Annotated in this window: 20 protein-coding genes and 1 pseudogene; 9 read left to right on the top strand and 12 right to left on the bottom strand. The window is 70.4% G+C overall.

Annotated features, from left to right (window positions below; all coding sequences use genetic code 11):
- The first annotated feature begins 112 nt into the window (after positions 1 to 112).
- A complete protein-coding gene (locus ACZ68L_RS10405) occupies positions 113 to 2,584 on the top strand; it encodes a beta-glucosidase (RefSeq protein ID WP_469575833.1) in 2,472 nt (823 codons plus the stop codon).
- Between the two features lie 72 nt (positions 2,585 to 2,656).
- On the opposite strand, the gene ACZ68L_RS10410 is transcribed toward ACZ68L_RS10405, so the two are convergent.
- Both ACZ68L_RS10410 and ACZ68L_RS10415 read right to left on the bottom strand, forming a co-directional pair.
- Positions 2,657 to 3,655, bottom strand: a complete 999-nt coding sequence (locus tag ACZ68L_RS10410; protein ID WP_469575835.1) for an aldose epimerase family protein — start codon at positions 3,653 to 3,655, stop codon at positions 2,657 to 2,659.
- 11 nt (positions 3,656 to 3,666) lie between these two features.
- Positions 3,667 to 4,584 carry an SGNH/GDSL hydrolase family protein gene (locus ACZ68L_RS10415; protein ID WP_469575837.1) on the bottom strand — a complete coding sequence of 306 codons (918 nt, stop codon included), beginning with the start codon at positions 4,582 to 4,584 and terminating at the stop codon, positions 3,667 to 3,669.
- A gap of 351 nt (positions 4,585 to 4,935) precedes the next feature.
- Here ACZ68L_RS10415 and ACZ68L_RS10420 point away from each other — a divergent pair, with 351 nt between their 5' ends.
- Positions 4,936 to 5,430, top strand: a complete 495-nt coding sequence (locus tag ACZ68L_RS10420) for a DUF3145 domain-containing protein (protein WP_351075717.1) — start codon at positions 4,936 to 4,938, stop codon at positions 5,428 to 5,430.
- A 140-nt stretch (positions 5,431 to 5,570) separates the two neighbouring features.
- Here the strand turns inward: ACZ68L_RS10420 and fabF are convergent, their stop codons facing one another.
- The 5 genes from fabF to ACZ68L_RS10445 all read right to left on the bottom strand — a co-directional run bounded on the left by fabF (position 5,571) and on the right by ACZ68L_RS10445 (position 10,471).
- Positions 5,571 to 6,833, bottom strand: a complete 1,263-nt coding sequence (gene fabF, locus ACZ68L_RS10425; protein WP_469575841.1) for a beta-ketoacyl-ACP synthase II — start codon at positions 6,831 to 6,833, stop codon at positions 5,571 to 5,573.
- A gap of 76 nt (positions 6,834 to 6,909) precedes the next feature.
- The gene (locus tag ACZ68L_RS10430) at positions 6,910 to 7,158 is read right to left on the bottom strand and encodes an acyl carrier protein (protein ID WP_123470715.1); all 249 of its coding nucleotides are present in this window, start codon (positions 7,156 to 7,158) and stop codon (positions 6,910 to 6,912) included.
- A 64-nt stretch (positions 7,159 to 7,222) separates the two neighbouring features.
- Entirely contained in the window at positions 7,223 to 8,254 is a 1,032-nt protein-coding gene (locus ACZ68L_RS10435; protein ID WP_469575843.1) for a beta-ketoacyl-ACP synthase 3, read from the bottom strand.
- A 13-nt stretch (positions 8,255 to 8,267) separates the two neighbouring features.
- Entirely contained in the window at positions 8,268 to 9,182 is a 915-nt protein-coding gene (locus ACZ68L_RS10440) for an ACP S-malonyltransferase (RefSeq protein ID WP_469575904.1), read from the bottom strand.
- Between the two features lie 89 nt (positions 9,183 to 9,271).
- Complete coding sequence (locus tag ACZ68L_RS10445; RefSeq protein WP_469575845.1) at positions 9,272 to 10,471, bottom strand: PucR family transcriptional regulator; 1,200 nt, start codon at positions 10,469 to 10,471, stop codon at positions 9,272 to 9,274.
- Positions 10,472 to 10,632: 161 nt separating this feature from the next.
- On the opposite strand from ACZ68L_RS10445, the gene ACZ68L_RS10450 reads away from it, so the two are divergent.
- Both ACZ68L_RS10450 and ACZ68L_RS10455 read left to right on the top strand, forming a co-directional pair.
- Positions 10,633 to 11,289, top strand: coding sequence for a pirin family protein (locus ACZ68L_RS10450; protein WP_469575847.1), 657 nt, complete (start codon positions 10,633 to 10,635; stop codon positions 11,287 to 11,289).
- Positions 11,290 to 11,396: 107 nt separating this feature from the next.
- Complete coding sequence (locus tag ACZ68L_RS10455; protein ID WP_469575849.1) at positions 11,397 to 12,041, top strand: dihydrofolate reductase family protein; 645 nt, start codon at positions 11,397 to 11,399, stop codon at positions 12,039 to 12,041.
- A 153-nt stretch (positions 12,042 to 12,194) separates the two neighbouring features.
- Here the strand turns inward: ACZ68L_RS10455 and ACZ68L_RS10460 are convergent, their stop codons facing one another.
- Positions 12,195 to 12,785 (bottom strand): GNAT family N-acetyltransferase, encoded by a 591-nt coding sequence (locus tag ACZ68L_RS10460; protein WP_469575851.1) that lies wholly within the window; start codon positions 12,783 to 12,785, stop codon positions 12,195 to 12,197.
- A 287-nt stretch (positions 12,786 to 13,072) separates the two neighbouring features.
- On the opposite strand from ACZ68L_RS10460, the gene ACZ68L_RS10465 reads away from it, so the two are divergent.
- On the top strand, positions 13,073 to 13,603 hold the full coding sequence (locus tag ACZ68L_RS10465; protein WP_469575853.1) for a signal peptidase II: 531 nt from the start codon (positions 13,073 to 13,075) through the stop codon (positions 13,601 to 13,603).
- A gap of 130 nt (positions 13,604 to 13,733) precedes the next feature.
- Here ACZ68L_RS10465 and ACZ68L_RS10470 read toward each other — a convergent pair.
- The 3 genes and pseudogenes from ACZ68L_RS10470 to ACZ68L_RS10480 form a co-directional block, all read right to left on the bottom strand.
- Positions 13,734 to 14,297 (bottom strand): annotated as a pseudogene (locus tag ACZ68L_RS10470) (prolipoprotein diacylglyceryl transferase family protein); the annotation flags it as partial.
- Positions 14,298 to 14,316: 19 nt separating this feature from the next.
- On the bottom strand, positions 14,317 to 14,970 hold the full coding sequence (locus ACZ68L_RS10475) for a hypothetical protein (protein WP_469575855.1): 654 nt from the start codon (positions 14,968 to 14,970) through the stop codon (positions 14,317 to 14,319).
- Positions 14,967 to 15,515, bottom strand: coding sequence for a TetR/AcrR family transcriptional regulator (locus ACZ68L_RS10480; RefSeq protein WP_469575856.1), 549 nt, complete (start codon positions 15,513 to 15,515; stop codon positions 14,967 to 14,969). Before ACZ68L_RS10480 ends, ACZ68L_RS10475 begins: the two co-directional genes overlap by 4 nt.
- A 566-nt stretch (positions 15,516 to 16,081) precedes the next feature.
- Between ACZ68L_RS10480 and ACZ68L_RS10485 the strand changes: the two genes are divergently transcribed.
- The 4 genes from ACZ68L_RS10485 to ACZ68L_RS10500 all read left to right on the top strand — a co-directional run bounded on the left by ACZ68L_RS10485 (position 16,082) and on the right by ACZ68L_RS10500 (position 20,289).
- Positions 16,082 to 17,311: an MFS transporter gene (locus tag ACZ68L_RS10485; protein WP_469575858.1), complete on the top strand. Its 1,230-nt coding sequence runs from the start codon at positions 16,082 to 16,084 to the stop codon at positions 17,309 to 17,311.
- Positions 17,312 to 17,767: 456 nt separating this feature from the next.
- A complete protein-coding gene (locus ACZ68L_RS10490) occupies positions 17,768 to 18,280 on the top strand; it encodes a GNAT family N-acetyltransferase (protein ID WP_469575860.1) in 513 nt (170 codons plus the stop codon).
- 216 nt (positions 18,281 to 18,496) lie between these two features.
- Positions 18,497 to 19,371 (top strand): IS5 family transposase gene (locus ACZ68L_RS10495; protein WP_469575861.1). Its coding sequence is split into 2 segments (ribosomal slippage): positions 18,497 to 18,886 and positions 18,889 to 19,371, totalling 873 coding nucleotides; the frame shifts between segments, so codons are not numbered across the junction.
- 207 nt (positions 19,372 to 19,578) lie between these two features.
- Positions 19,579 to 20,289 carry an alpha/beta hydrolase gene (locus tag ACZ68L_RS10500; protein WP_469575863.1) on the top strand — a complete coding sequence of 237 codons (711 nt, stop codon included), beginning with the start codon at positions 19,579 to 19,581 and terminating at the stop codon, positions 20,287 to 20,289.
- Positions 20,290 to 20,347: 58 nt separating this feature from the next.
- Here ACZ68L_RS10500 and ACZ68L_RS10505 read toward each other — a convergent pair whose 3' ends face one another.
- Positions 20,348 to 21,406 (bottom strand): phosphotransferase family protein, encoded by a 1,059-nt coding sequence (locus ACZ68L_RS10505; protein ID WP_469575865.1) that lies wholly within the window; start codon positions 21,404 to 21,406, stop codon positions 20,348 to 20,350.
- Positions 21,407 to 21,794 lie beyond the last annotated feature (388 nt).

Raw genomic sequence — 21,794 nt, forward strand, 5'->3', positions numbered from 1 at the left:
GACCGTACGCCATCCCGGGTAAATCACAGACTGGTAACGAACCCTACTGCTCTACCGGTCATGCGGTCACTATGGAGATATTCAGTGCAGTAACCGACAAGGAGGTACGGCCGTGGCAGGCGCGTCCACACCCACCCACCCCGATGCGGCCCGCGAGGCCGCGGTCGAAGCGGCCCTGTCCGCACTCGGGCTCGACGACAAGACGCGGCTGCTGGCCGGGCAGGACATGTGGTCGCTGCCCGCGCTGCCCGCCGTCGGGCTGCGCTCCCTGGTGATGTCCGACGGGCCGATCGGTGTCCGCGGGGTCGCCTGGAGCGCCGACGACCCCTCCGTCGCGCTGCCCTCGCCCACCGCGCTCGCCGCGACCTGGGACCCGGCCCTGGCCCGCCGGGCCGGCCGGCTGCTGGCCCAGGAGGCCCGCCGCAAGGGAGTCCACGTCCTCCTCGCCCCGACCGTGAACCTCCACCGTTCCCCGCTCGGCGGACGCCACTTCGAGACGTACAGCGAGGACCCGTTCCTCACCGGCGAGATCGGCACCGGCTATGTGCGGGGTGTGCAGGACGGCGGTGTCGGCACCACTGTCAAGCACTTCGTCGCCAACGACGCCGAGACCGAGCGCTTCACCGTCGACAACCTCGTCGCCCCGCGCACCCTGCGCGAGATCTATCTCGCCCCGTTCGAACGCATCGTCAAGAACGCCCACCCCTGGGGCATCATGGCCGCCTACAACCGGGTCAACGGCTCCACCATGACCGAGCACCGCTATCTGCAGAACGCGGTGCTGCGCGGCGAGTGGGGCTTCGACGGCTACATCGTCTCCGACTGGCTGGCCGCCCGCTCCACCGTCGCCGCCGCCGAGGGCGGCCTCGACGTCGCCATGCCGGGCCCGAAGACCGTCTACGGCAAGGCGCTCGCCGACGCGGTGCGCGCCGGTGAGGTCGAGGAGTCCGTCGTCGACGGGGCCGTGCGGAACGTGCTGCGGCTGGCCGCCCGCGTCGGCGTCCTGGACGGCGCCCCGCCCGTCGTCGACGAGGCGGCGCACCCCGCGACCGTCGACGGCGACGCGCTGGCCCGCGAGATCGCCCGCCGCTCCTTCGTCCTCGTGCGCAACGAACGCGCCGCGCTCCCCGTCGACCCGGCCGCCGTGCGCAAGGTCGCGCTCAGCGGGGCGCTCGCCCGGGACGCCCGGGTCCTCGGCGGCGGTTCCGCCCAGGTCTTCCCGCACCACATCGTCTCGCCGCTGGACGGCCTCACCGCCGCCCTCCCCGAGGGCGTGCTCGACTACCGGGTCGGCGCCGACCCGAACGACGAACTCAGCCCCGCCGAGAAGGGCTTCGAGCTGAGGGCCGTCTGCTACGACACCTCCGGCACCGTCATCGGCTCGGCCCCGCTGCGTGGCGGCAGCCTCCAGTGGATCGGCGACGACCTTCCCGAGGGCGTGACCCTCACGACGCTGCACAGCGTCGAGATCACCGGCACCTTCGTCCCGCGCGACGGCGGCGAGCACGTCTTCGGCACCCGCGGCACCGGAGCGCTCACCCTCACCGTCGCGGGCGAGACGCTGTACGACGAGGTCCACCGGGTCACCGGCTCCACCGACCCCGGCGAGGCGTTCTTCGGCAACCCCCTGGAGCGCGGCCGGATCACCCTCACCGCGGGCGAACCCGTCGAGGTGTCGCTGCGACAGGTCCCCGACACCCTGGGCGAGGACGCGCCGATCCCCGGCGTCTCGTTCTCCCTGTGCCACCTCGGCCCGCGCCGCGACCCCCGGGAGCTGATCGCCGAGGCGGTCGAGGCGGCCCGTGCCGCGGACACCGCGATCGTCGTCGTCGGCACCACCGAACGCGTCGAGTCGGAAGGCTTCGACCGCACCGACCTCAGGCTCCCCGGCCACCAGGACGACCTGGTCAGGGCCGTCGCCGCCGCCAACCCGAACACCGTCGTGATCGTCAACTCCGGTTCCCCGGTCGAGCTTCCGTGGCGTGAGGAGGTCGCCGCGGTCCTGCTCAGCTGGTTCCCCGGCCAGGAGGCCGGCCACGCGCTGGCCGACGTCCTGCTCGGCGCCGAGGAGCCCGGCGGCCGCCTCCCCACCACCTGGCCGGTCGCGCTCGCCGACGTCCCGGTCTCGAACACCACCCCCACCGACGGCGAACTTTGCTACGAGGAGGGCGTCTTCGTCGGCTACCGGGCCTGGGAGAAGGCAGGCACCGCGCCCGCCTACCCCTTCGGCCACGGACTCGGCTACACCACCTGGGAGTACGAGAGCCTGACAGCCGGCCCCGACAGCGCCACGGTCCGCCTGCGCAACACCGGTACCCGGCCGGGCGCCGAGACCGTCCAGCTGTACCTGGCGCCCCGGGACGACACCGCCGAACGCCCGGTCCGCTGGCTGGCCGGTTTCGCGCGGGTCGAGGCGGCGCCCGGCGAGAGCGCCGAAGCGGTGATCGCGCTGGAGCGGCGCGCGTACGAGATCTGGGACGAGACGGCGTACGACTGGACGCTCGTCCCCGGCACGTACGAGGTGCAGGCGGCCCGTTCGCTCGGTGACGTGCGCCTGACGGCGGCCGTGGAGATCAAGGAGTAGCGGGCCGGGGGAACCGGAGAGCCCCGCAGCGGCATCTGACGCCGCTGCGGGGCCCTTCCTCCGCTCCTGCGCTCAGCGCACCGCGAATCCGTACACCGTCGTCGAGACGTACTCCTCGCCCGGCCGCAGCACCGTGCTCGGGAAATCGGGCCGGTTCGGGGAGTCCGGGAAGTGCTGGGTCTCCAGCGCGATCCCGGCGCACGGGCCGAACGGCCGGCCGTCGAAGTGGTCCGCCGTGTACAGCTGCATGCCCGGTTCCGTCGTGGTGACGGTCAGGACCCGCCCCGACGCCGCGTCGTACAGCTCGGCCGCGGGCCCCGCCCCGGCCCCGTCCAGCACGAAGTTGTGGTCGTAGCCCGCCCCGACCGGCTTCGGCTCACGGAAGTCGAACCGGGTCCCGTCCACCGGCAGGAACTCGCCCGTCGGCAGCGATTCGGCGTCCGCCGGGGTGATCCGCCCGGCCGCGATCCGCAGCACCTGCCCGAGCGCGCTGCCGCTGTCGGCACCCGCGAGATTCCAGTACGTGTGATTCGTCAGGTTCAGCACCGTCGGGGCGTCCGTCGTCGCCCGGTACGCGATCCGCAGCGCCCCGCCCGCGTCCAGCGTGTACGTCGCGGACACCGTCAGACGCCCCGGGAAGCCCTCCTCGCCGTCCTCGGAGACCAGGGACAGTTCGACGCCGTCCGCCACCTCCCGCGCCCGCCACACGCGCTTGTCGAAGCCTCTGGCCCCGCCGTGCACCTGGTTGCGCCCCTCGTTCCGCGTCAACCGGTGCGTGTGCCCGTCCAGCTCGAAGCAGGCACCGCCGATCCGGTTCGCGTACCGCCCGACCAGCGCCCCGAAGTAGGGGCCGGGGAACGTCTCGTACCCGGCGAGATCCGGCAGCCCGAGGGCGATGTCCGCCCGCGCCCCGTCCCGGCCCGGCACCTCGACCGACTGCACGATGCCGCCGTACGTCAGGACACGCACCCGCGTACCGTCCCGCTCCAGGGTCCAGCGGTGCACGACGGCACCGTTCACGAGGGCGCCGAACTCTTCCGTACGCAGCTCTGTGCTCGAACCCGTGTCCATGATCACGGAGCCTACGCGGGCGGCCGGGCCGCGGTGACATTGCGGTAGGCGATCTCCGCCAGCCGCGCCTGTCCGTTGCGCCCGGGATGGAACCAGTCCCACTGGCTGAGCTGCTTGCCGGTGAACCGGTAGTCGTAGACCGCCCCGCCGTCGTAACGGCAGCGCAGATCCTTCGCGCAGACCTCCCGCAGCACCCCGTTGTACGCCACGACCCGCTCCTGCACCGAGGCGCGCCGGGCCACGGCGCCCGCGCCCATGTCGTCCGCGTCGCCCAGCATCGACTGACAGAGCCCCAGCTTCCAGATCTGCTTGCCCAGCGCGTTGCCGCGTCCCGTCTGCCAGAGCCGCATGAGATCCGGCACGCTCGACACGTACACCTGTGCCTTCGGCGCACCGGCACGCAACTGACGCATCGCCGCCTCGAAGGACGACCGGAAATCCGCCACCGGAGTCATGATCCGCGCCGAGTCCCGGCAGGCGTCATTGGCGCCGATCATCACCGTCACCAGCTCCGGCTTCTCCTTCGCCGCCAGCGCCATCTGCTCCGGCAGCTGAGCGATCCTGGCCCCCGTCGCGGCGTGGTTCCAGCTGTGCTCGGCGGCCCCCGACTCACCGAGCAGCCGCACGGCGAGGCTGCGCACCTCGCTGTCCGTGCCGGTCGCCCAGGACACCTCGGGGCAGTCCGCCAGCACCGAACAGGCGTCGAAGCCGCGCGTGATGGAGTCGCCGACGGCGGCCACCGACCCCGGACTGCGGTCCCAGACCGGACCGGGCCTGACGGACGGCTGCCGCTGCCCGGACGCCGCCCCCTTCGTCGTCCCGTCCCGGTCGGTGTCGCAGCCGGTCAGCGCGGCGGCGCCGAGCAGCGAGAGCGCCGCCAGGACAGCGGTGGCGGTGCGCGAACGGTGACGGGCGGAACGATCCTGCATCCCTTGGTTCCCCTCGTTTATGCCCCCGGCAACCCCGTGCGGCACCGGCTGGAAGGCCCGGGTGCCCCGCAGGGTGAAAGCTGAGCGAATGAAGTGCCCAGGACCGACCGTACGTCACACCTCGACCGCCGCCGCGCGGTAGCTTTTCCTCGTCGAACCAGCGCCGCATGCCCTCGCCCGGCTCCACTCGGGTGGCTTTCTGTAAATCACATCACGTCACATACTGTCCCTTTTCAGGAGTTTCACCCCGATGCTGTTTACTGATGACAACCTCGGGAGCCGGCCGAGAAGTGACGGTACGGGCGCGAGGCCGCTGGGGAAGGCGAACTTCGTCCCACACTGGAGGTCCCGGTGACGACACGTGGAGTTCTGTACGTTCACTCCGCACCGCGCGCGCTCTGCCCCCATGTCGAATGGGCGGTGGCGGGCGTCCTCGGTGTGCGCGTCCAGCTCGACTGGATCAGACAGCCGGCCGCGCCCGGCACCTGGCGGTCCGAGTTCTCCTGGCAGGCCCGCCCCGGCACGGCGTCGAAACTGGCCTCCGCGCTGCGCGGCTGGGATCTGCTGCGCTTCGAGGTGACGGCGGAGCCCAGCCCCACCACGGAGGGCGAGCGCTACAGCTCCACGCCCGAACTGGGCATCTTTCACGCCGTCACCGGCATGCACGGCGACATCCTGGTGCCCGAGGACCGGCTGCGGGCCGCGCTGGCGCGCTCCGTCCGGGGCGAGACCGACCTGGAGGCCGAGATCGCCAAGCTGCTCGGCAAGCCGTGGGACGACGAACTGGAGCCCTTCCGTCACGCGGGCGAGGGCGCACCCGTGCGGTGGCTGCACCAGGTGGTGTGAGGGCGCGAAATTCAGCCCCTCCGGCGATTGAGGAGCGGGGGTCCGGGGGCGGAGCCCCCGAAGCGCCCCGTGCAACGGACGAAGCCCGCCTCCCCGAGTGGGGAGGCGGGCTTCGTCGTACCCGGACCGCGGGCCGCGGGTCAGACGCTGCGGAACGCCAGGACCACGTTGTGCCCGCCGAACCCGAACGAGTTGTTGATCGCGGCGATCGGCCCCTCCGGCAGCGGTCGAGGCGTGTCGCGCACGATGTCCGCCTCCACCTCCTCGTCGAGGTGTTCCACGTTGATCGTCGGCGGAGCCATCCGGTGGTGCAGCGCCAGGACCGTCGCGACGGTCTCGATGCCACCTGCGCCACCGAGGAGATGACCGGTCATCGACTTCGTCGCGGAGATCGCGACATGGTCGAGGTCGTCGCCCAGAACCTTGCGCAGTGCCTTCAGCTCGGCGACGTCGCCCTGCGGCGTCGACGTGGCGTGCGCGTTCAGGTGCACGACCTCGGACGGCTTGAGGTCGGTCTGGTCCAGCAGGTTCTGCATCGCGGCGGCGATGCCGCGACCCGTCGGCTCGGGCTGCGCGATGTGGTGGGCGTCCGCGGACAGCCCCTGGCCCAGCACCTCGCAGTAGACCTTGGCGCCACGCGCGGCGGCGTGCTCCGCGGACTCCAGCACGACGACGCCGGCACCCTCGCCGAGCACGAAGCCGTCACGGCCCGTGTCGTACGGACGGGAGGCCTTCTCGGGCTCCTCGTTGTGCTTGGACATCGCCATCATGTTGGCGAACGCGGCGATCGGCAGCGGGTGGATCGCCGCCTCGGTGCCACCGGCGAGGACCACATCGGCACGGCCGGTGCGGATCATCTCGACGGCGTACCCGATCGCCTCGGCGCCCGAGGCGCAGGCGGAGACCGGAGTGTGCACACCGGCCTGGGCGTTGACCTCCAGGCCGACGTTGGCGGCCGGGCCGTTGGGCATGAGCATGGGCACGGTGTGCGGGGAGACGCGGCGTACGCCCTTCTCCTTGAGCACGTCGTACTGGTCGAGCAGGGTGATCACACCGCCGATACCGGAGGCGATGACCGTGCCCAGCCGCTCGGGCCGGACCGCGTCGTCCTCACCGGCCTTGCCGGTGAAGCCGGCGTCCGCCCAGGCCTCGCGGGCCGCGATCAGCGCGAACTGCGCCGAGCGGTCCAGCTTGCGGGCGAGCGGGCGGGGCAGGACGTCGCCCGGGTCGACCGCCGCGAGCGCGGCGATCTTGACGGGCAACTCGGCGAAACGTTCGCCCTCAAGAGGCTTGACGCCGGAACGACCGGCCATCAGACCTTCCCAGGTCGACGCCGAGTCGCCACCCAGCGGAGTGGTTGCGCCGATACCGGTGACGACCACGGTGCGATTGGTCGAGTTCACTGGAAAATCTTCTCCACGTGTAGAGGGTCGTGAATCAGCGGCGCCACCGCCGGGTGGCGACACAGAGCCGGCCTGATCAGGCCTGGTGCTTGAGGATGTACTCGGCGGCGTCGCCGACCGTCTTGAGGTTCTTGACGTCCTCGTCGGGGATCTTGACGTCGAAGCGCTCCTCGGCGGCGACGACGACCTCGACCATGGACAGCGAGTCGACGTCCAGGTCGTCGGTGAAGGACTTGTCCAGCTGGACGTCCTCGACCGGGATACCGGCGATCTCGTTGACGATCTCGGCGAGACCGGTGACGATCTCTTCCTGAGTGGCGGCCATGTTGGCGCTCCTTCGGTGTTTATCTGCAGGGTTCTGGCGTCCGGGCCGAAATGGCCTGGTGTGCCTAGGGGAGGGTAACGACCGTCGCGGCGTAGACGAGACCCGCCCCGAAGCCGATGACGAGCGCGGTGTCGCCGCTCTTCGCCTGACCGGTCGCCAGGAGCCGCTCCATGGCGAGCGGAATCGAGGCGGCGGAGGTGTTGCCGGTGGTCTCCACGTCACGGGCGACCATGACGTTCTCCGGCAGCTTCAGGGTCTTCACCATCGAGTCGATGATCCGCATGTTGGCCTGGTGCGGAATGAAGACGTCCAGGTCTTCCGGGGCGATCCCGGCCGCGTCCAGCGCCTGCTGGGCGACCTTCGCCATCTCGAAGACGGCCCAGCGGAAGACCGCCTGGCCCTCCTGCGTGATGGCCGGGAACTTGACATTGCCCTGGGAGTCGAGCGGCAGCTGCGACACGTCGCCGATGTGGAACTTGTCCCAGGACACGGTCTGCTTGATCGTGCCGGCCTTGTCGCCCTCGGAACCCCACACGGTCGGGCCGATCGCGGGCTCCTTGGACGGGCCGACCACGACGGCGCCCGCGCCGTCACCGAACAGGAAGGCCGTCGCCCGGTCCTCCAGGTCGGTCAGGTCGGACAGCCGCTCCACGCCGATGACCAGGACGTACTCCGCGGAGCCCTCCACGATCATGCCCTTGGCGAGGGTCAGCCCGTAGCCGAAGCCGGCGCAGCCGGCCGAGATGTCGAACGCGGCGGCCTTGTCGGTGCCCAGCTTGTCGGCGATCTCGGTGGCGATGGCGGGTGTCTGGGCGAAGTGCGAGACGGTGGAGACGACCACGGCGCCGATCTGGTCGGCGCTTATCCCGGCGTCGGCGATGGCCTTGCCGGACGCCTCGATCGACATCGCGGCGACGGTCTCCTCGTCGTTCGCCCAGTGGCGGGTGACGATGCCGGAGCGCGAGCGGATCCACTCGTCGGACGAGTCGATCGTTTCGAGGATCACCTCGTTGGGCACGATCCGGGTCGGGCGGTAGCCGCCGACACCCATGATGCGTGCGTACGGGGCGCCCTTGCTGGGCTTGATCTTCGACATGCTCTCGGGCTCCTTAGGCGCCTGCGTGCTCGATGACGAGCGCGCGGGCGGCGTCGAGGTCGTCGGGGGTCTTGAGCGCGAGCGTCTGCACACCGGGCAGCGCGCGCTTGGCGAGACCCGTGAGTGTGCCACCCGGGCACGCCTCGATGAGAGCCGTGACGCCCATTTCCTTGAAGGTCTCCATGCACAGGTCCCAGCGGACCGGGTTGGCCACCTGGCCGACCAGCCGCGAGATGACCTCGTCGCCGATGGCAACGGCCTTCCCGTCGGCGTTCGAGACGTACGTCACGGTCGGGTCGGCGATCTTCAGCGCCGTCGCGGCCTCGCGCAGCCGGTCGACGGCGGGCGCCATGTGGCGCGTGTGGAAGGCACCGGCGACCTTGAGCGGAACCACGCGGCGCACGCCCTCGGGCATGTCCTCGGTCAGCGCGGCGATCTGCGCGGCAGTGCCGGCGGCGACGATCTGGCCGCCCCCGTTGACGTTCGCCGGGGTCAGCCCGAGCTTCTCCAGGTGAGGGATCGTCACCTCGGGGTCGCCGCCGAGCAGCGCCGCCATACCGGTCTCGATGACCGCGGCGGCGTCGGCCATGGCGAGCCCACGCGTACGGACGAGACGCAGCGCCGTCTCGTCGCCGATGACTCCGGCGAGGGCGGCTGCGGTGATCTCCCCAACGCTGTGACCTGCGACGATGTCCGGCGATGCGTTGAGTGCGGCGGCGGACAGCAGACCGGCGGCGACCAGCAGCGGCTGCGCCACCGCGGTGTCACGGATCTCCTCCGCGTCGGCCTTGGTGCCGTAGTGGGCGAGATCGAGCCCGATGGCGTCGGACCAGGCCGCGATGCGGTCGGTGGCACCGGGGAGGTCGAGCCAGGGAGTCAGGAAGCCGGGCGTCTGAGCGCCTTGGCCGGGAGCGACGAGTACGAGCACCCTCACACTCTCTCTTGTGAATGGTCCGGAACGCCCGTGGGGACAGGGACGAAGAACCGTGTGGGGAATTGTTGATGTCCGACAAAAGTCTAGGACTGCGGATCCCTGGCGGCCAGACGCCCCAGAATCAGGGCGATTCGCAGAGTGAACGCCGAGCGTACGTCGGAGGGTGACCATCCGGTGACGTCTGTCACACGTCGGAGCCGGTAGCGCACGGTGTTGGGGTGGACGAAGAGCATCCTGGCCGCGCCTTCCAGGCTGCTCGCCTGTTCCAGATACACACTCAGCGTTTCCAGGAGCGCGGAACCCGCTTCTTCCAGCGGTCTGTAGATCTCCTCCACCAATTGGTCCCGTGCGGCGGGGTCACCCGCCATCGCGCGCTCCGGCAGCAGATCGTCGGCCAGCACCGGCCGCGGGGCGTCCTGCCAGGCACAGCACGCCTTCAGCCCGGCGGCCGCGGCCTGCGCGGACCGGGTGGCCGCCAGCAGATCGGGCACCACGGGCCCGGCGACGACGGGGCCCGCCGCGTACGGGCCGATCAGCGCCTTCGCGACGTGCAGCGGGTTGTCGCTGCCGCCCGCGATGACGACCAGCCGGTTGCCGAGCACCCCGGTCAGGACCTGGAGCTTCGCGTGCCGGGCGGCCCGGCGGATCGCCTCCACGGTCAGTTCGCTGTCGCCGTCCGGGGCCGTACCGAGCACCACGCAGACGTGTTCGGGGGAGTTCCAGCCGAGCGCCGCGGCGCGCGACACGGCGCCCTCGTCGGCCTCGCCGGACAGCACCGCGTTCACCACCAGCGATTCCAGCCGGGCGTCCCAGGCGCCGCGCGCCTCGGCGGCCTGCGCGTACACCTGGGCGGTCGCGAACGCGATCTCCCGCGCGTAGACCAGCAGCGCCTCCCGCAGCACCGACTCGTCGCCGGGCGCGGCGACCTCCTCGATCGCGGCCTCCATGACCTCGATCGTCGTCCGCACCATCTCGACGGTCTGCCGCAGGGTGATCGCCCGGGTCAGCTCGCGCGGAGCCGTGCCGAACACATCGGTGGAGATGGCCTGCGGGGTCTCCGGATGCCGGAACCACTCGGTGAACGCCGCGATTCCGGCCTGGGCCACCAGGCCGATCCAGGACCGGTTCTCCGGCGGCATCGCCCGGTACCACGGCAGCGTCTCGTCCATGCGGGCGATCGCGTTGGCGGCCAGGCGGCCGGAGGACTGCTCCAGCCGCTTCAGGGTCGCGGCGTGCAGGTGGGCGTCGTTCGCAGCGGGCTGCTCAGGATCGGGTCGGGGCACGAACACAAGACTGCCTTATCGGACCACGTGCGCGGAGGGCCGGGGCGGTCGCGGGTCTTACCGCCGGGTAGCGACGGGGGGAGTCGCGGGAGCGCGGAGGGCCGCAGGCTCGCGGGCCCGCGGGGGCGGTCCGGCGGCCCGCGCCGGGCTACCGTGGACGGGTGATATCCGTTCAGCGCTCCGACGACCGCTTCACGGGCGGGGACGAGGCCGCCGGCATCGAGTCCCTGCACGCCTTCTCGTTCGGTGCCTTCTACGATCCGGACAACCTCCGGTTCGGCGCGGTCCTGGCCTGCAACGAAGAACGGCTCGCTCCCGGTGCGGGCTTCGACGAGCACCCGCACAGCCATACGGAGATCGTCACCTGGGTCGTCGAGGGCGAGCTGACCCACCGCGATTCGACCGGTCACGCCACGGTCGTACGGGCCGGTGACCTCCAGCACCTCAGCGCCGCGGCCGGTGTGCGCCATGTCGAGCGCAACGACGGCGAACGTCCGCTGACGTTCCTTCAGATGTGGCTGGCACCGCTCGAACCGGGCGGCGAGCCCGCGTACACGATCGTTCCCGGCATCGCCGACTCCACCCCGTACGCCCTCCCTGCCGCCGGTGCGATGCTGCACGTCCGCAGACTCGCCGAGGGAGAGCGCACGGCGGTGGCGGACGCGGCGCGGGTGTACGTCCATGTGGTGGCGGGGCGTGTGGGGATCGGCGACGAGGAACTGGAGCCCGGCGACTCGGTGCAGATCGCCGGGGAGGAGGGACTGGAGCTGGTTGCGGCGGGGGCGGTCGAGGTGCTGATCTGGGAGCTTTCGGCCTGAGCCGGGAGGGCCAGGGGCGGCCCGGATTCCGGTCGGTCGCGGCGCGGCGATGAGTTTGGCCGGCCCGAAGAGTCTGATCACTGTTACCGACGACGCAGGAGGAACGCGTGACCCAGCTACTGAGAGTCCAGAACTTCACTGTTTCCAGTGACGGAATCGGGGCCGGTGAGGACCAGAGCTTCGAGAGTCCGTTCGGCCACGTCGATCCCGAGAGGCTGTTCGCCTGGGCCGGTGCCACGGCGAGCTGGCCCATGCGCACCGACCCCGGGGGGAGCCGGGGGCTCGACGACTACTTCACGCGGGACTACGCCCGCAACATCGGCGCCGAGATCATGGGCCGCAACAAGTTCGGGCCCCAGCGCGGGCCCTGGCAGGACCATGAGTGGCGCGGCTGGTGGGGGGACGAGCCCCCGTTCCGCACTCCGGTGTTCGTCATGACCCACCACGGCCGCCCTTCGTTCACGCTGTCCGACACCACGTTCCACTTCGTCGACGGCGACCCGGCCACGGTCCTTGAGCAGGCGCGGGAAGCGGCACAGGGCAAGGACGTCCGGCTCGGCGGCGGAGCCACCACCATTAGGCAGTTCCTCGACGCCGGCCTCGTCGACACCCTGCATGTGGCGGTCTCGCCGGTGAAGCTCGGATCCGGAGTGCGGCTCTGGGAGTCCCCCGACGAGCTGCTCGACCGGTACCACCTGGAGGTCGTGCCCAGCCCGAGCGGCGTGACGCACCACCTGTTCTGGCGGAGGTGACACGAGGGCGCGCCCGGGGACGCCGGGCGCGCCCGACGCCGGCGTTCCGGTGAAAGGACCACGTGGTCGCGGGCGGGACGCCGGTACGGGCCGCGGTACTCGTCCGCGACCACCGCGCCGCCGCGGGCGGCGGGCCCGCTCGACGGCGAAGCGCTACCGGTCCGCGTCCCGGCGCCACATCGACCACATGGGCGGCCCGGACCGGAACGACATCTCCTGCTGCACCGCGAAGCCGTGCCGCCGGTAGAAGGTCAGGTTGCGGCGGTTGCTCGACTCCAGGAACACCGGCCGCCCGTCCGCGTCCGCCCGCTCCAGCAGCCCGTCCAGCACCTGAGACCCGCGCCCCGTGCCGCGCGCGTCCGCGTGGGTGCCGATGTACTCGACGTACCAGTGCGCGGGGTCGGCGGGGTGGCGGTGCTCCAGCGCGAGCAACCGCATCGCGGTCCGCGGCAGTTGGGCCCGGCCCGCCCGCAGGAGCGTGCCCGCGTTGCGCAGCAGATAGCTCACCGGCAGCTTCCACTTCCCGGGCTCCGCCCACACCGCCGCCACCGTGCGGTCCGGATCGGTCCACACCCGGCCCGCCGGGACCTGCTGCGCCAGATGCGCGGTGAACAGCAGCCGCAGCCGCCGGTCCCGGTCGTGCGGCATCAGCCAGGACCAGACGGGGTCCTCGGCGTAGGCACTGGCGAGTACGGAGGCGAGCGCCGGGACGTCGGAGGCGGTAGCGCGGACTATGTCGGCCATGGCCGAGGAGAGTAGCGGTTCCTCGGGTGCCGAACTCCATCCCAGTCGAGTGATCGGCGCAATCGTCGGCTCAGGCGTGCGTACCTGTGCCGGTGACACCGGTGACGTCCCCATCGTTCACCCCCTGATCGCCGGACTCGAACAGCCGGAACAGCCAGGGGAACGAGCGTGGCCGGCACCACTGACAATCCGACGGGGCTTCGCCCGGGAACGGTGGAAGACACCTCAGGAGGGGCCGATAGTCTCAGGGAATCCTGGTTCGGACATCGCTACGCACGGAGGCCCTGATGATGCGGTTGGAGCGGGGTTCAGGTCGGCTGTACGGCATGATGCTCGTGCTGGCGGCGGTGGTCCTGCTCGCGGACCAGCTCACCAAGATGTGGGCGGTCTCCGCGCTGTCCGACAGCGAGCGCGTCGCCGTGATCCCCCCTCTGATCCACTTCCGGCTGCTGTACAACCCTGGCGCCGCGTTCTCCATCGGCACCGGGGCGACATGGGTGTTCACCTTGGCGACGGCGGCGGCAGCGGTCGGCATCCTCTACACCGCACGCCGACTGGCCTCTGCGGGCTGGGCGCTCGTGCTGGGCGCGCTGCTCGGCGGTGCGGTGTCCCACCTGGGCGATCGACTCTTCCGCGAGCCCGGGGTGGCCCGCGGGCATGTTGTGGACTTCATCGACTACGGCCCGTTCGTGGGTAACGTCGCCGACATCGCGCTCGCCTGCGGGTGCGTCGCTTTGATGCTGCTCAGCCTGCGTGGTGTGCAGCTTGCCAAGGTGCCGGGCGAAGAGTCCGCCCAACCCGGTACCGGCCCCGCGTGATCTCGGCATCTCCCACCACGTTCCGCAGCGCGGACTCGTTCATCAGGCAGAAGAGTTCGGCACCGGCCCGTCCTCGGCAAGGGGTCCCGGGCGAGCCGGGCGGCCCAGGCTCGTGGTGGCGCTGACGGTCTCACCCGTCATCGTGTGTCGCTCCTCCTGTCTTGACCGCGACGTCCAGGCGCGGCTCGTCGGCCCTCTCGTTGCGGCCCTCGTCCTTCGGTCGCGACACGTCCTCGATGCCCGGGTGGCGGCGGGCCGATACGACGAGGCAGGCGATGGCGCCGAGGAAGACCACGACGGAGGTCCAGTTGTTCAGGCGCAGGCCGAGGAACGTGTGGGCTTCGTCGATGCGCAGGTACTCGGTCCAGAACCGGCCGGCCGTGTAGGCGGCGACGTACAGGGCGAAGGCCCTGCCGTGACCGAGTGCGAACCGGCGGGCCGCCCAGAGGACCAGTGCGGCGACGCCGATGTCCCAGAGGGACTCGTAGAGGAAGGTGGGGTGGTACGTCGCGATGTCGAGCATGCCGGACGGACGGTGCGCGCGGTCGATCTCCAGGCCCCAGGGGAGCGTGGTGGGGCGGCCGTAGAGTTCCTGGTTGAACCAGTTGCCCCAGCGGCCGATCGCCTGGGCCAGGGCTGTGCCGGGGGCGACCGCGTCCGCGAAGGCGGGGAAGGGGACGCGGTGGCGACAGCCCGCCCGGTCGAGCGAGCGCTCAGGGCCGACGCCCGAGGGCTGCGCCGAGTGCGGCGATCCAGATCAGCAGCAAGGGCAGTGAGATGAATGCCGTTGGGGTCAAGGTGGTGGACAGGAGGAGGTAACCGATGCCGGAAGCGGTGATCGTTGCGGCGAGGACCCAGCCGACGACGACCTCCCAACGCCGCAGCAGTGTGCCGTGCCGCGAGGCCACGCAGGCGGCCGCGGCGAGCGTGGCGAGCGCGAACATCTTGACACCGTCCGCACGCTGGACCGCCTCGAACAGTGCGCCGGTCCTGCCCGGTGACGCTGGATCGGCTCCGGACACCGCGATCAGTTCCACGACGAGTTGAACGCACGCGAGCGCCCCCGCGACTCTCCCGGCCCATCCGGCCGGGCGAGCCGCGGTGTTGTCGGTACGGCGGGCCCGGTCGAGCAGTCCGGATCCGACGACAAGCAGGCTGACACCTGCCACACCGTGGACGAGCAGCGCCTGGGCGACGACCTGGACGGGCCGGTCGGCGTACGCGGTCGTGATCCCGGTGTGTGTGTCACCGACTTCGGGTGAGGCTCCCCAAGCGGCGGCGAGCCCGAGAATCCACGCCGCGGCGTGTACGTATCCGGCGGCGCGGGCGGTGCTGCCGGTAGCGGGCTCTTCGGCGATTGCGGTCATGTGATGTCCTCCCGGGTCTCGTTTCGGATTGCCCGGGTGAACGCATCGCAGCCGGTGCGCCATGCGGCGTCCAGGTCTGCGCCGGGCGGGAAGCGACCGTCGAGTTCGAGCGCGACCATGCCGTGCGCGAATGCCCAGAACGAGCGCGCGACGTGAATGTCGCCGTGCACCGCGCGGGCCAACGGCGCCGCCGCGCGATCTTCGAGTCCTTCGGGAAGCGCGGTGCGGGCGAGCGGCCGACTGTGGGTGATGCGGTAGAGGTGCGGGCAGGCGAGAGCGTGACGTCGGTAGGCGCGGGCGAGCACGAGCAGGGGCGGTTCGACGCCGATCCCGGCTTCGGCGGCCTCCAGTTCCTCAGCGAGCCGGGTCATCCCCTGCACCTGGAGTCCGGCCTCTACAGCGGCCTTGTCAGGAAAGTGCTTGTACAAGGAAGGCGCCCGGATGCCGACACGCTCGGCGATGCGCCGCATCGACAACGCATCCGGACCTTCGGCGTCGAGCAGTTCCCGGGCGGCGGCCATGATCTGCTGCGCGCGGTCAGTCACGGTGCGCTTCCCCGGGAACCGCCATCGCCCCGCAGAGGAGCGCCGGCGCTTCCCATGCACCCCGGAAGGGCCGGGGCGGGACACTGCTGCACGGGGTGCTGCGGGCTGTGGCGGTGTTCACTGCGGCCCTCTCACGTTGCGACTGACCGACATGGCTGACGACGTTTGCCGCGTGGCGCCAAATTACGGCTAACGGTGTTAGCCGTCAAGCCTGGAGAGTGTCGAACTCCCGCCTGCCGAGCCTCAACGTCTGTGCCCGTTCGGCGAGTTCTGCCTGACCGGCCGTCAATCACCGGCCAGATGGGACTGGCGCTGCGCCCCGCGTCGATTCACGGAAATCGGGGGACGACGTGCTGCGTCGGCATTCCATGGATGCCGACCTCGCGAAGGTCCGGGTCGCGCCTGAAGCGTGTGTCCGCGAGGGCTGGAGGCGTGGCCGTGTGCGGCAACCACCTCAATGTATGCGCTTCCATTCGTGGAGTTCGCATGGGTACCGTTGTCCGAGCGGCGGCGCCGAACCCGGGCCCGCCCAGCCCCCTCCTCATCCCCCCCGGAGCCCCTTCTTGATGGACCTCGCCGTGCGCCGACGCCGTCAGGCACTGTTCCTGTTCTTCTTCCTGCCAGGCATCGCCATGTCGTCGTGGGTGACTCGCACTCCGGACATCCGGGACCGGCTGGAAGTGTCCACCGGCCAGATGGGACTGGTGCTGTTCGGCCTGTCGCTCGGCTCCATGACCGGGATTCTGTGCTCGGGACGCCTGGTGTCCCGGTACGGGACCAGGCCGGTCATCGGCTGGGGGACCGTTCTGCTGATCGTGAGCCTGGTCCTCGTCAGCATCGGCGGTGTCATGGCCTCTGTGCCGATGGTCATGGCGGGACTGTGCGGGTTCGGGGCCGGCATGGGGGCGGGCGATGTGGCCGTCAACATCGACGGCACCGACATCGAGCGGATCAGCGGCACGACCACGCTGCCCACCCTGCACGGCTGCTTCAGTCTGGGCACCGTGATCGGCGCCGGCGCGGGGATGGCCGCCACCGCCACCGGCCTGCCGGTGCACTGGCATCTCGCCGGGGTCGCCCTGATCTCGGCCGCGATCTTCTGGTACGCCATCCGCTCGATCCCCGCAGGCACCGGGAGGCAGGCACCCGACGCCCACGACGACACCGGCGTCGGGCACGCCCGACCGCAGGTCTGGAAGGATCGCAAACTCGTCCTGATCGGTGCGATCGTCCTGGCGATGGCCCTCGCCGAAGGGTCGGCCAACGACTGGTTGCCGCTGCTGATGGTGGACGGACACGGTCTGGACGCGACCCTCGGCTCCCTCGTCTACGCCGGGTTCGCCGCTGCCATGACGATCGGCCGCTTCGGCGGCACCTTCTTCCTGGACCGCTTCGGCCGCACCGCCGTCGTGCGCGTCGGCGCCTTGTCCGGAGCACTCGGACTGATCCTGGTGATCTTCTCCGACAACGCCGCCCTCGCCGGGGCAGCCGTCCTGTTCTGGGGACTCGGCGCATCCCTGGGCTTTCCCGTCGCCCTGTCCGCCGCCGGGGAGTCGGGCCCGGACCAGAACGCCCGTGTCAGCCTCGTGGCCACCATCGGCTACATCGCCTTCCTCGTGGGCCCGCCCGGCCTCGGGTTCCTCGGCGACCACTGGGGCCTGCGCCCGGCCATGCTGGTGGTCCTGGTCTTCGTCGCCTCGGCGGTCCTCCTGGCCCCGGCTGTCGACACACGCCGCCGACTCGCCCCGGCGACGGCCGCACCCCATGAGGACATCGAGCGCTTCCCGATTCCGTGAGACCGACGGGCCCGACGCGGGCGGGTGGCCCCGGCGGCAGACACATCCGGCGCGGTGCCACCCCCTGCGGTCGTGCACGAAGCGGCGCAGTGAGCAGGGAGCCCTGGCGGGACGTGCCTCGGCCCCCGGCGTCCCGCCGACTCGGGGCGCGCCGTCTCCTGAATTCGTGCACGGCGAGTCACCGTCGGGGCAGTGGGCGGCGGCGAACAACGTGGAGATCGCCTACACCCCGACCTGCCAGGGGTCACCGTGCTCCGGACAGGTGGGCCACGGTTCGCGCGCCGCCAGGTCACCACCGACCCGGTACCTCGGCGGACGATCCGCAGCAGCCGCTGCCCCTCGTCGCCATCGATCTGACGCACCCGCACGCGTTCAACCACTCGATCATTCTGAGCACCCTTTCCGGACTGTGGAGTGGGGAGTTCATCGTGAACGGCGACGTGCCACGATCCCGGAATGAACGAACTGACGATTCGTCCTCGCGTCGATGACCACATGCGGGGCTGCGTCCAGGCACTCGCCACGGTCCATGCGGCAGATCGCTATCCAGTGGATTGGCCTGTCGATCCCGAAGGTTGGCTGACTCCCCGAAGCATGCTCGATGCCTGGGTGGCCGTAGATGGCTCGGCTGTCCTGGGTCATCTGGTCCTCGCTCGTCCCGGGGAGGCGCTGGCTATCGCTGTCGGGCTGCCTTCGCAGCGTCTGGTGTCCGTGGCGCGGTTCTTCGTCAGTGCTGGTGCCCGCCGACGAGGGGTGGCCGCGAGGCTGCTGGACAAGGCGATCGAAGTAGCTGCAGCCGACGGACTCAGGCCCGTTCTGGAAGTCGAAGCCGGGGCAACCGCCGCCATCAACCTCTATGAGCGTGCCGGATGGCGCTACGTCGGCAGTTCCGCAGCTGACTGGATGACAGCCGACGGGCGCGTCGCGCAGATGCGTTCCTATGTTGCTCCCTCGGGCGACCAAACCTGATGAGACGGTCATGTGGTGGTGCTTCAGGCCACGGTCCGGTCGGCGCGCAGGTTCCAGGACGTGGCCGGTGTGCCTGGCGAAGACCTCGATGAGACTGCATGCTCGTGCCGCCCGACTCAGCAACCGGACGACAAGTCGCAACGAGGCGAACGTTGCCTGATACGGCACTAGGGCGCGTTTCAGAAGTGGATCAAGGTCATGCGATGATCACGTCTCATGGCTCGGGGAGATCTGGCAGATGCTCAGTGGGAGGTGCTGGAGCCGCTGCTGCCGAAGGGCATCAAGACCGGCCGACCGCCGGTTCACACCAAACGGCAGCTGATCAACGGCATACGGTTCCGCACCCGAACCGGCATACCGTGGCGGGACCTACCCGAACGCTACGGGCCGTGGGAGACGGTGTACGGCCTGTTCCGACGTTGGCAGCGGAACGGCGCCTGGCACCGCATCTTCGAGCAGCTTCAGGCCCGAGCCGACGCGAAGGGCCTGATCACCTGGGACGTCTCGGTGGACTCGACGATCGCCCGCGCTCACCAGCACGCGGCGGGTGCCCGAAAAAAGGGGATCTGCAGGTCGAGCCTCCCGGCGGCGTCTTCGCCGAGCCCGACGACCACGGGCTCGGCCGCTCCCGGGGAGGGCTGACCACCAAGCTGCACCTGGCGGTCGAGCAGGCCCAGAAGCCGATGTCGCTCGTGATCACGGCCGGGCAGCGAGGAGACTCTCCGCAATTCCAGGTCGTCCTGGGCCGCATCCGCGTGCCCCGGCTCGTACCGGGTCGCCCGCGCACCCGGCCGGACAAGGTCCGCGCTGACAAGGCATACGGCTCCCGTGCGAACCGCGCCTACCTTCGCCGACGCGGTATCGGCTGCACGATCCCGGAGAAGCACGACCAGATCGCCAACCGCAAGAAGCGCGGTTCCCGCGGCGGCCGCCCGCCAAAGTTCGACAAGGACGACTACAAAGAGCGCCACGCGGTGGAGTGCGGGATCAATCGCCTGAAGCGCCACCGCGCCGTGGCCACGAGGTACGACAAGCTCGCCGTCCGCTACGAGGCGACCGTTCTGGTCGCGGCCATCAACGAGTGGCTGTGACCAGCACTTTCGAAAGCCGCCTCAGACGAGGGACCAGCTCGGATGCGCCAACATAAACTCGCCGACCAGAAGTGGGAGTTCATGCCGATGCACTTGGACGTGATCCGACTCTATCCTCAGCGAACGCCCGGCGCGTAGGGGCGCCCAACGCTTGCCAGTATGTCTACGATTCCGCAACAGCTCCTTGGTGATCGAGAATGAGGTGTCATGCGAGGACAACCGACCCTGGTCCTGGTGCACAGCCCTCTGGTAGGGGCTTCGGTCTGGCAGCCGGTCGTGAGCGCACTGCGCGCGCAAGGACACGTGACGATTGCGCCCTCCTTGGCGGAGGTGTTCGCAGGTGCTGCACCGTACTATCCAAGCCTTGCTATAACCGTTGCGAACGAAATCGACCGGCACGGTGGTGGCGGCCGGATCGTGCTCGTAGGGCACAGCGGGGCCGGCGCCCTGATGCCCGCTGTCGTCGGCGCAACGACAGCGACGGTCGTCGGCACGATCCTCGTCGATGCCCTCCTACCCCACCCCGGCCGCAGCTGGTTCGACACAGTCCCAGCGGAAATGCGCGAGCAGTTGCGCGGGCTTGCCCGGGACGGGCTTCTGCTGCCCTGGAACGAGTGGTTCCCGCCGGGCACCGTCGAGGAGCTCCTGCCAGACCCGCACGTGCGCGCCCGCTTCTGCGGAGAGCTCCATCGCCTCCCCTTGGCCTACTTCGAGGAGATCGCCCCCGAACTTCCAGGCCCTGTTCCCTCGCACAGTGCCTACCTGCAACTGAGCGATGCGTACACGGCCGAAGCTCACCAGGCTGAGCAAGAAGGCTGGCGGGTCACGCGCCGCACCACACACCATCTGGCCATGCTCACCGAACCGCAAGAGATCAGCGCGACGCTTGGCAAACTGATCGACGGCCTCGCGCACTGACCAAGTCGATGTGCGGTTCACCGATCCCCGGCCAGACCGCCGACTTTGAAAACGGGCCCTAGTACCAAGGGCGGGCGTCATGCGTGGGCAGCGGACGCAGCTTCGGCCAGCGTTCGAGCAGGCGGCTGGCCAGGGCGGAGCTGAGGCGGCCGACGGCGTGCAGGTGATCGTGGTCGCGGGTCATGTCGGCGACCACGCCTAGGCGGTGGACGAGCCGCTCACGGGCGGAGACGTAGCCCCACTCGAAGTCCTCGGCGGGCACCCGAGCGAGCTGGTCGACCGTCCCGCGGTGGGCCCGCTCGACGAGCGCGTCGCCCTGGATCAGCCAGCCTGCACACGCGTCGGCGAGGTCACCCGGCACGTCCTTCCCGGTGAGGCCGTGCCAGGTGGTTCGGTAGACGTCCTCGACCTCCGTGAGCGGGGCCGCGGTGACCGACATGGCACACCAGCAGGTGGGGAAGCCGATGCGGAAGTAGGCGAGTTCGATCAGGCCGTTGCCGAGCGAGGCCCGCTCGAAGTCGACGAAGCGGACGCCGTCGGCGGTGCGCAGATCATTGCCGGGGCAGGGGTCGCCGTGCAGCAGCGCATGGTACGGGGTGGGGTCCAACCGCTCCAGGAGACCGGCGAGTTCATTGGGAACCGTGGACGGTACGGGCACGTCGAGCGCCCTGGCCAGGGTGAGGAAGGACTCCGCGTCGGTGGCCGTGGGCCCCGACCAGACCGGTAGTGCGCCCGCGTCGGCGGGCCCGGTCAGGGCGTGCAGCCGGGCGAGCGACTCGGCGTACCCCGGCATCCAGTCGTCCGTCTTGCCGAGGTCGTCCAAGTGCTCGAGGACCATCACCCGCGAGGGCAGGTCCGTGGCGAGCACCGCGGGGGCCACGGCAGGCCCGGAGGCCCGCCCCGCCAGGCGCAGCCCGGCGACCTCCCGCGCGAAGCGCGTGTTCGCGTCGGCGCCCGTGTCCCCGCCGTCGGTGATCTGCTTGACGATCACCAGCTGCCGGTCGGCCAGCCGCACCCGCCACACCCGTGACCGCGGACTGCTGTCCAGGAGTTTGGTCTGCTTGGGGGTGCCCACGGTGGAGAGCAGCGCCTCATTGAAAGGAACACGGTTCAGCATGCCGACGAGCGTAGCCGTAGCTTCGCACGCGCGAGCGAACGCCCTGGCCCCGCCGAAGTCTTCCTGGGGCGTGTCTTAGAAGTAGCGTCGTCCGCCCGAAGGGTGGGCAGGCGGGACTTCTAAAACACGCCCTAGTACTGCAACGGTGTTTGCTGTGACGGGTGGTCAGTCGGTGGGGCGTGGCCTCGTTGTTTGTAGTGGCTGGTTCGGGCTTGGTGTTGTCGTTTTCGGCGCCAGGTCGACCAGTGCAGGATGTGTTCGACGGGTGCGGGCCGTCGGTTGGTGAGGCGGTGGATCAGGCGTCTGATCTCGGCGAGGCTGAGGTGGATGAGCTGGGAGGATCCGTTTCTGCTTTCCCGGTGTCGAGCTGGCGGGCCCGCAGGACGGT

Source organism: Streptomyces sp. NPDC104309 (genome assembly GCF_055584025.1).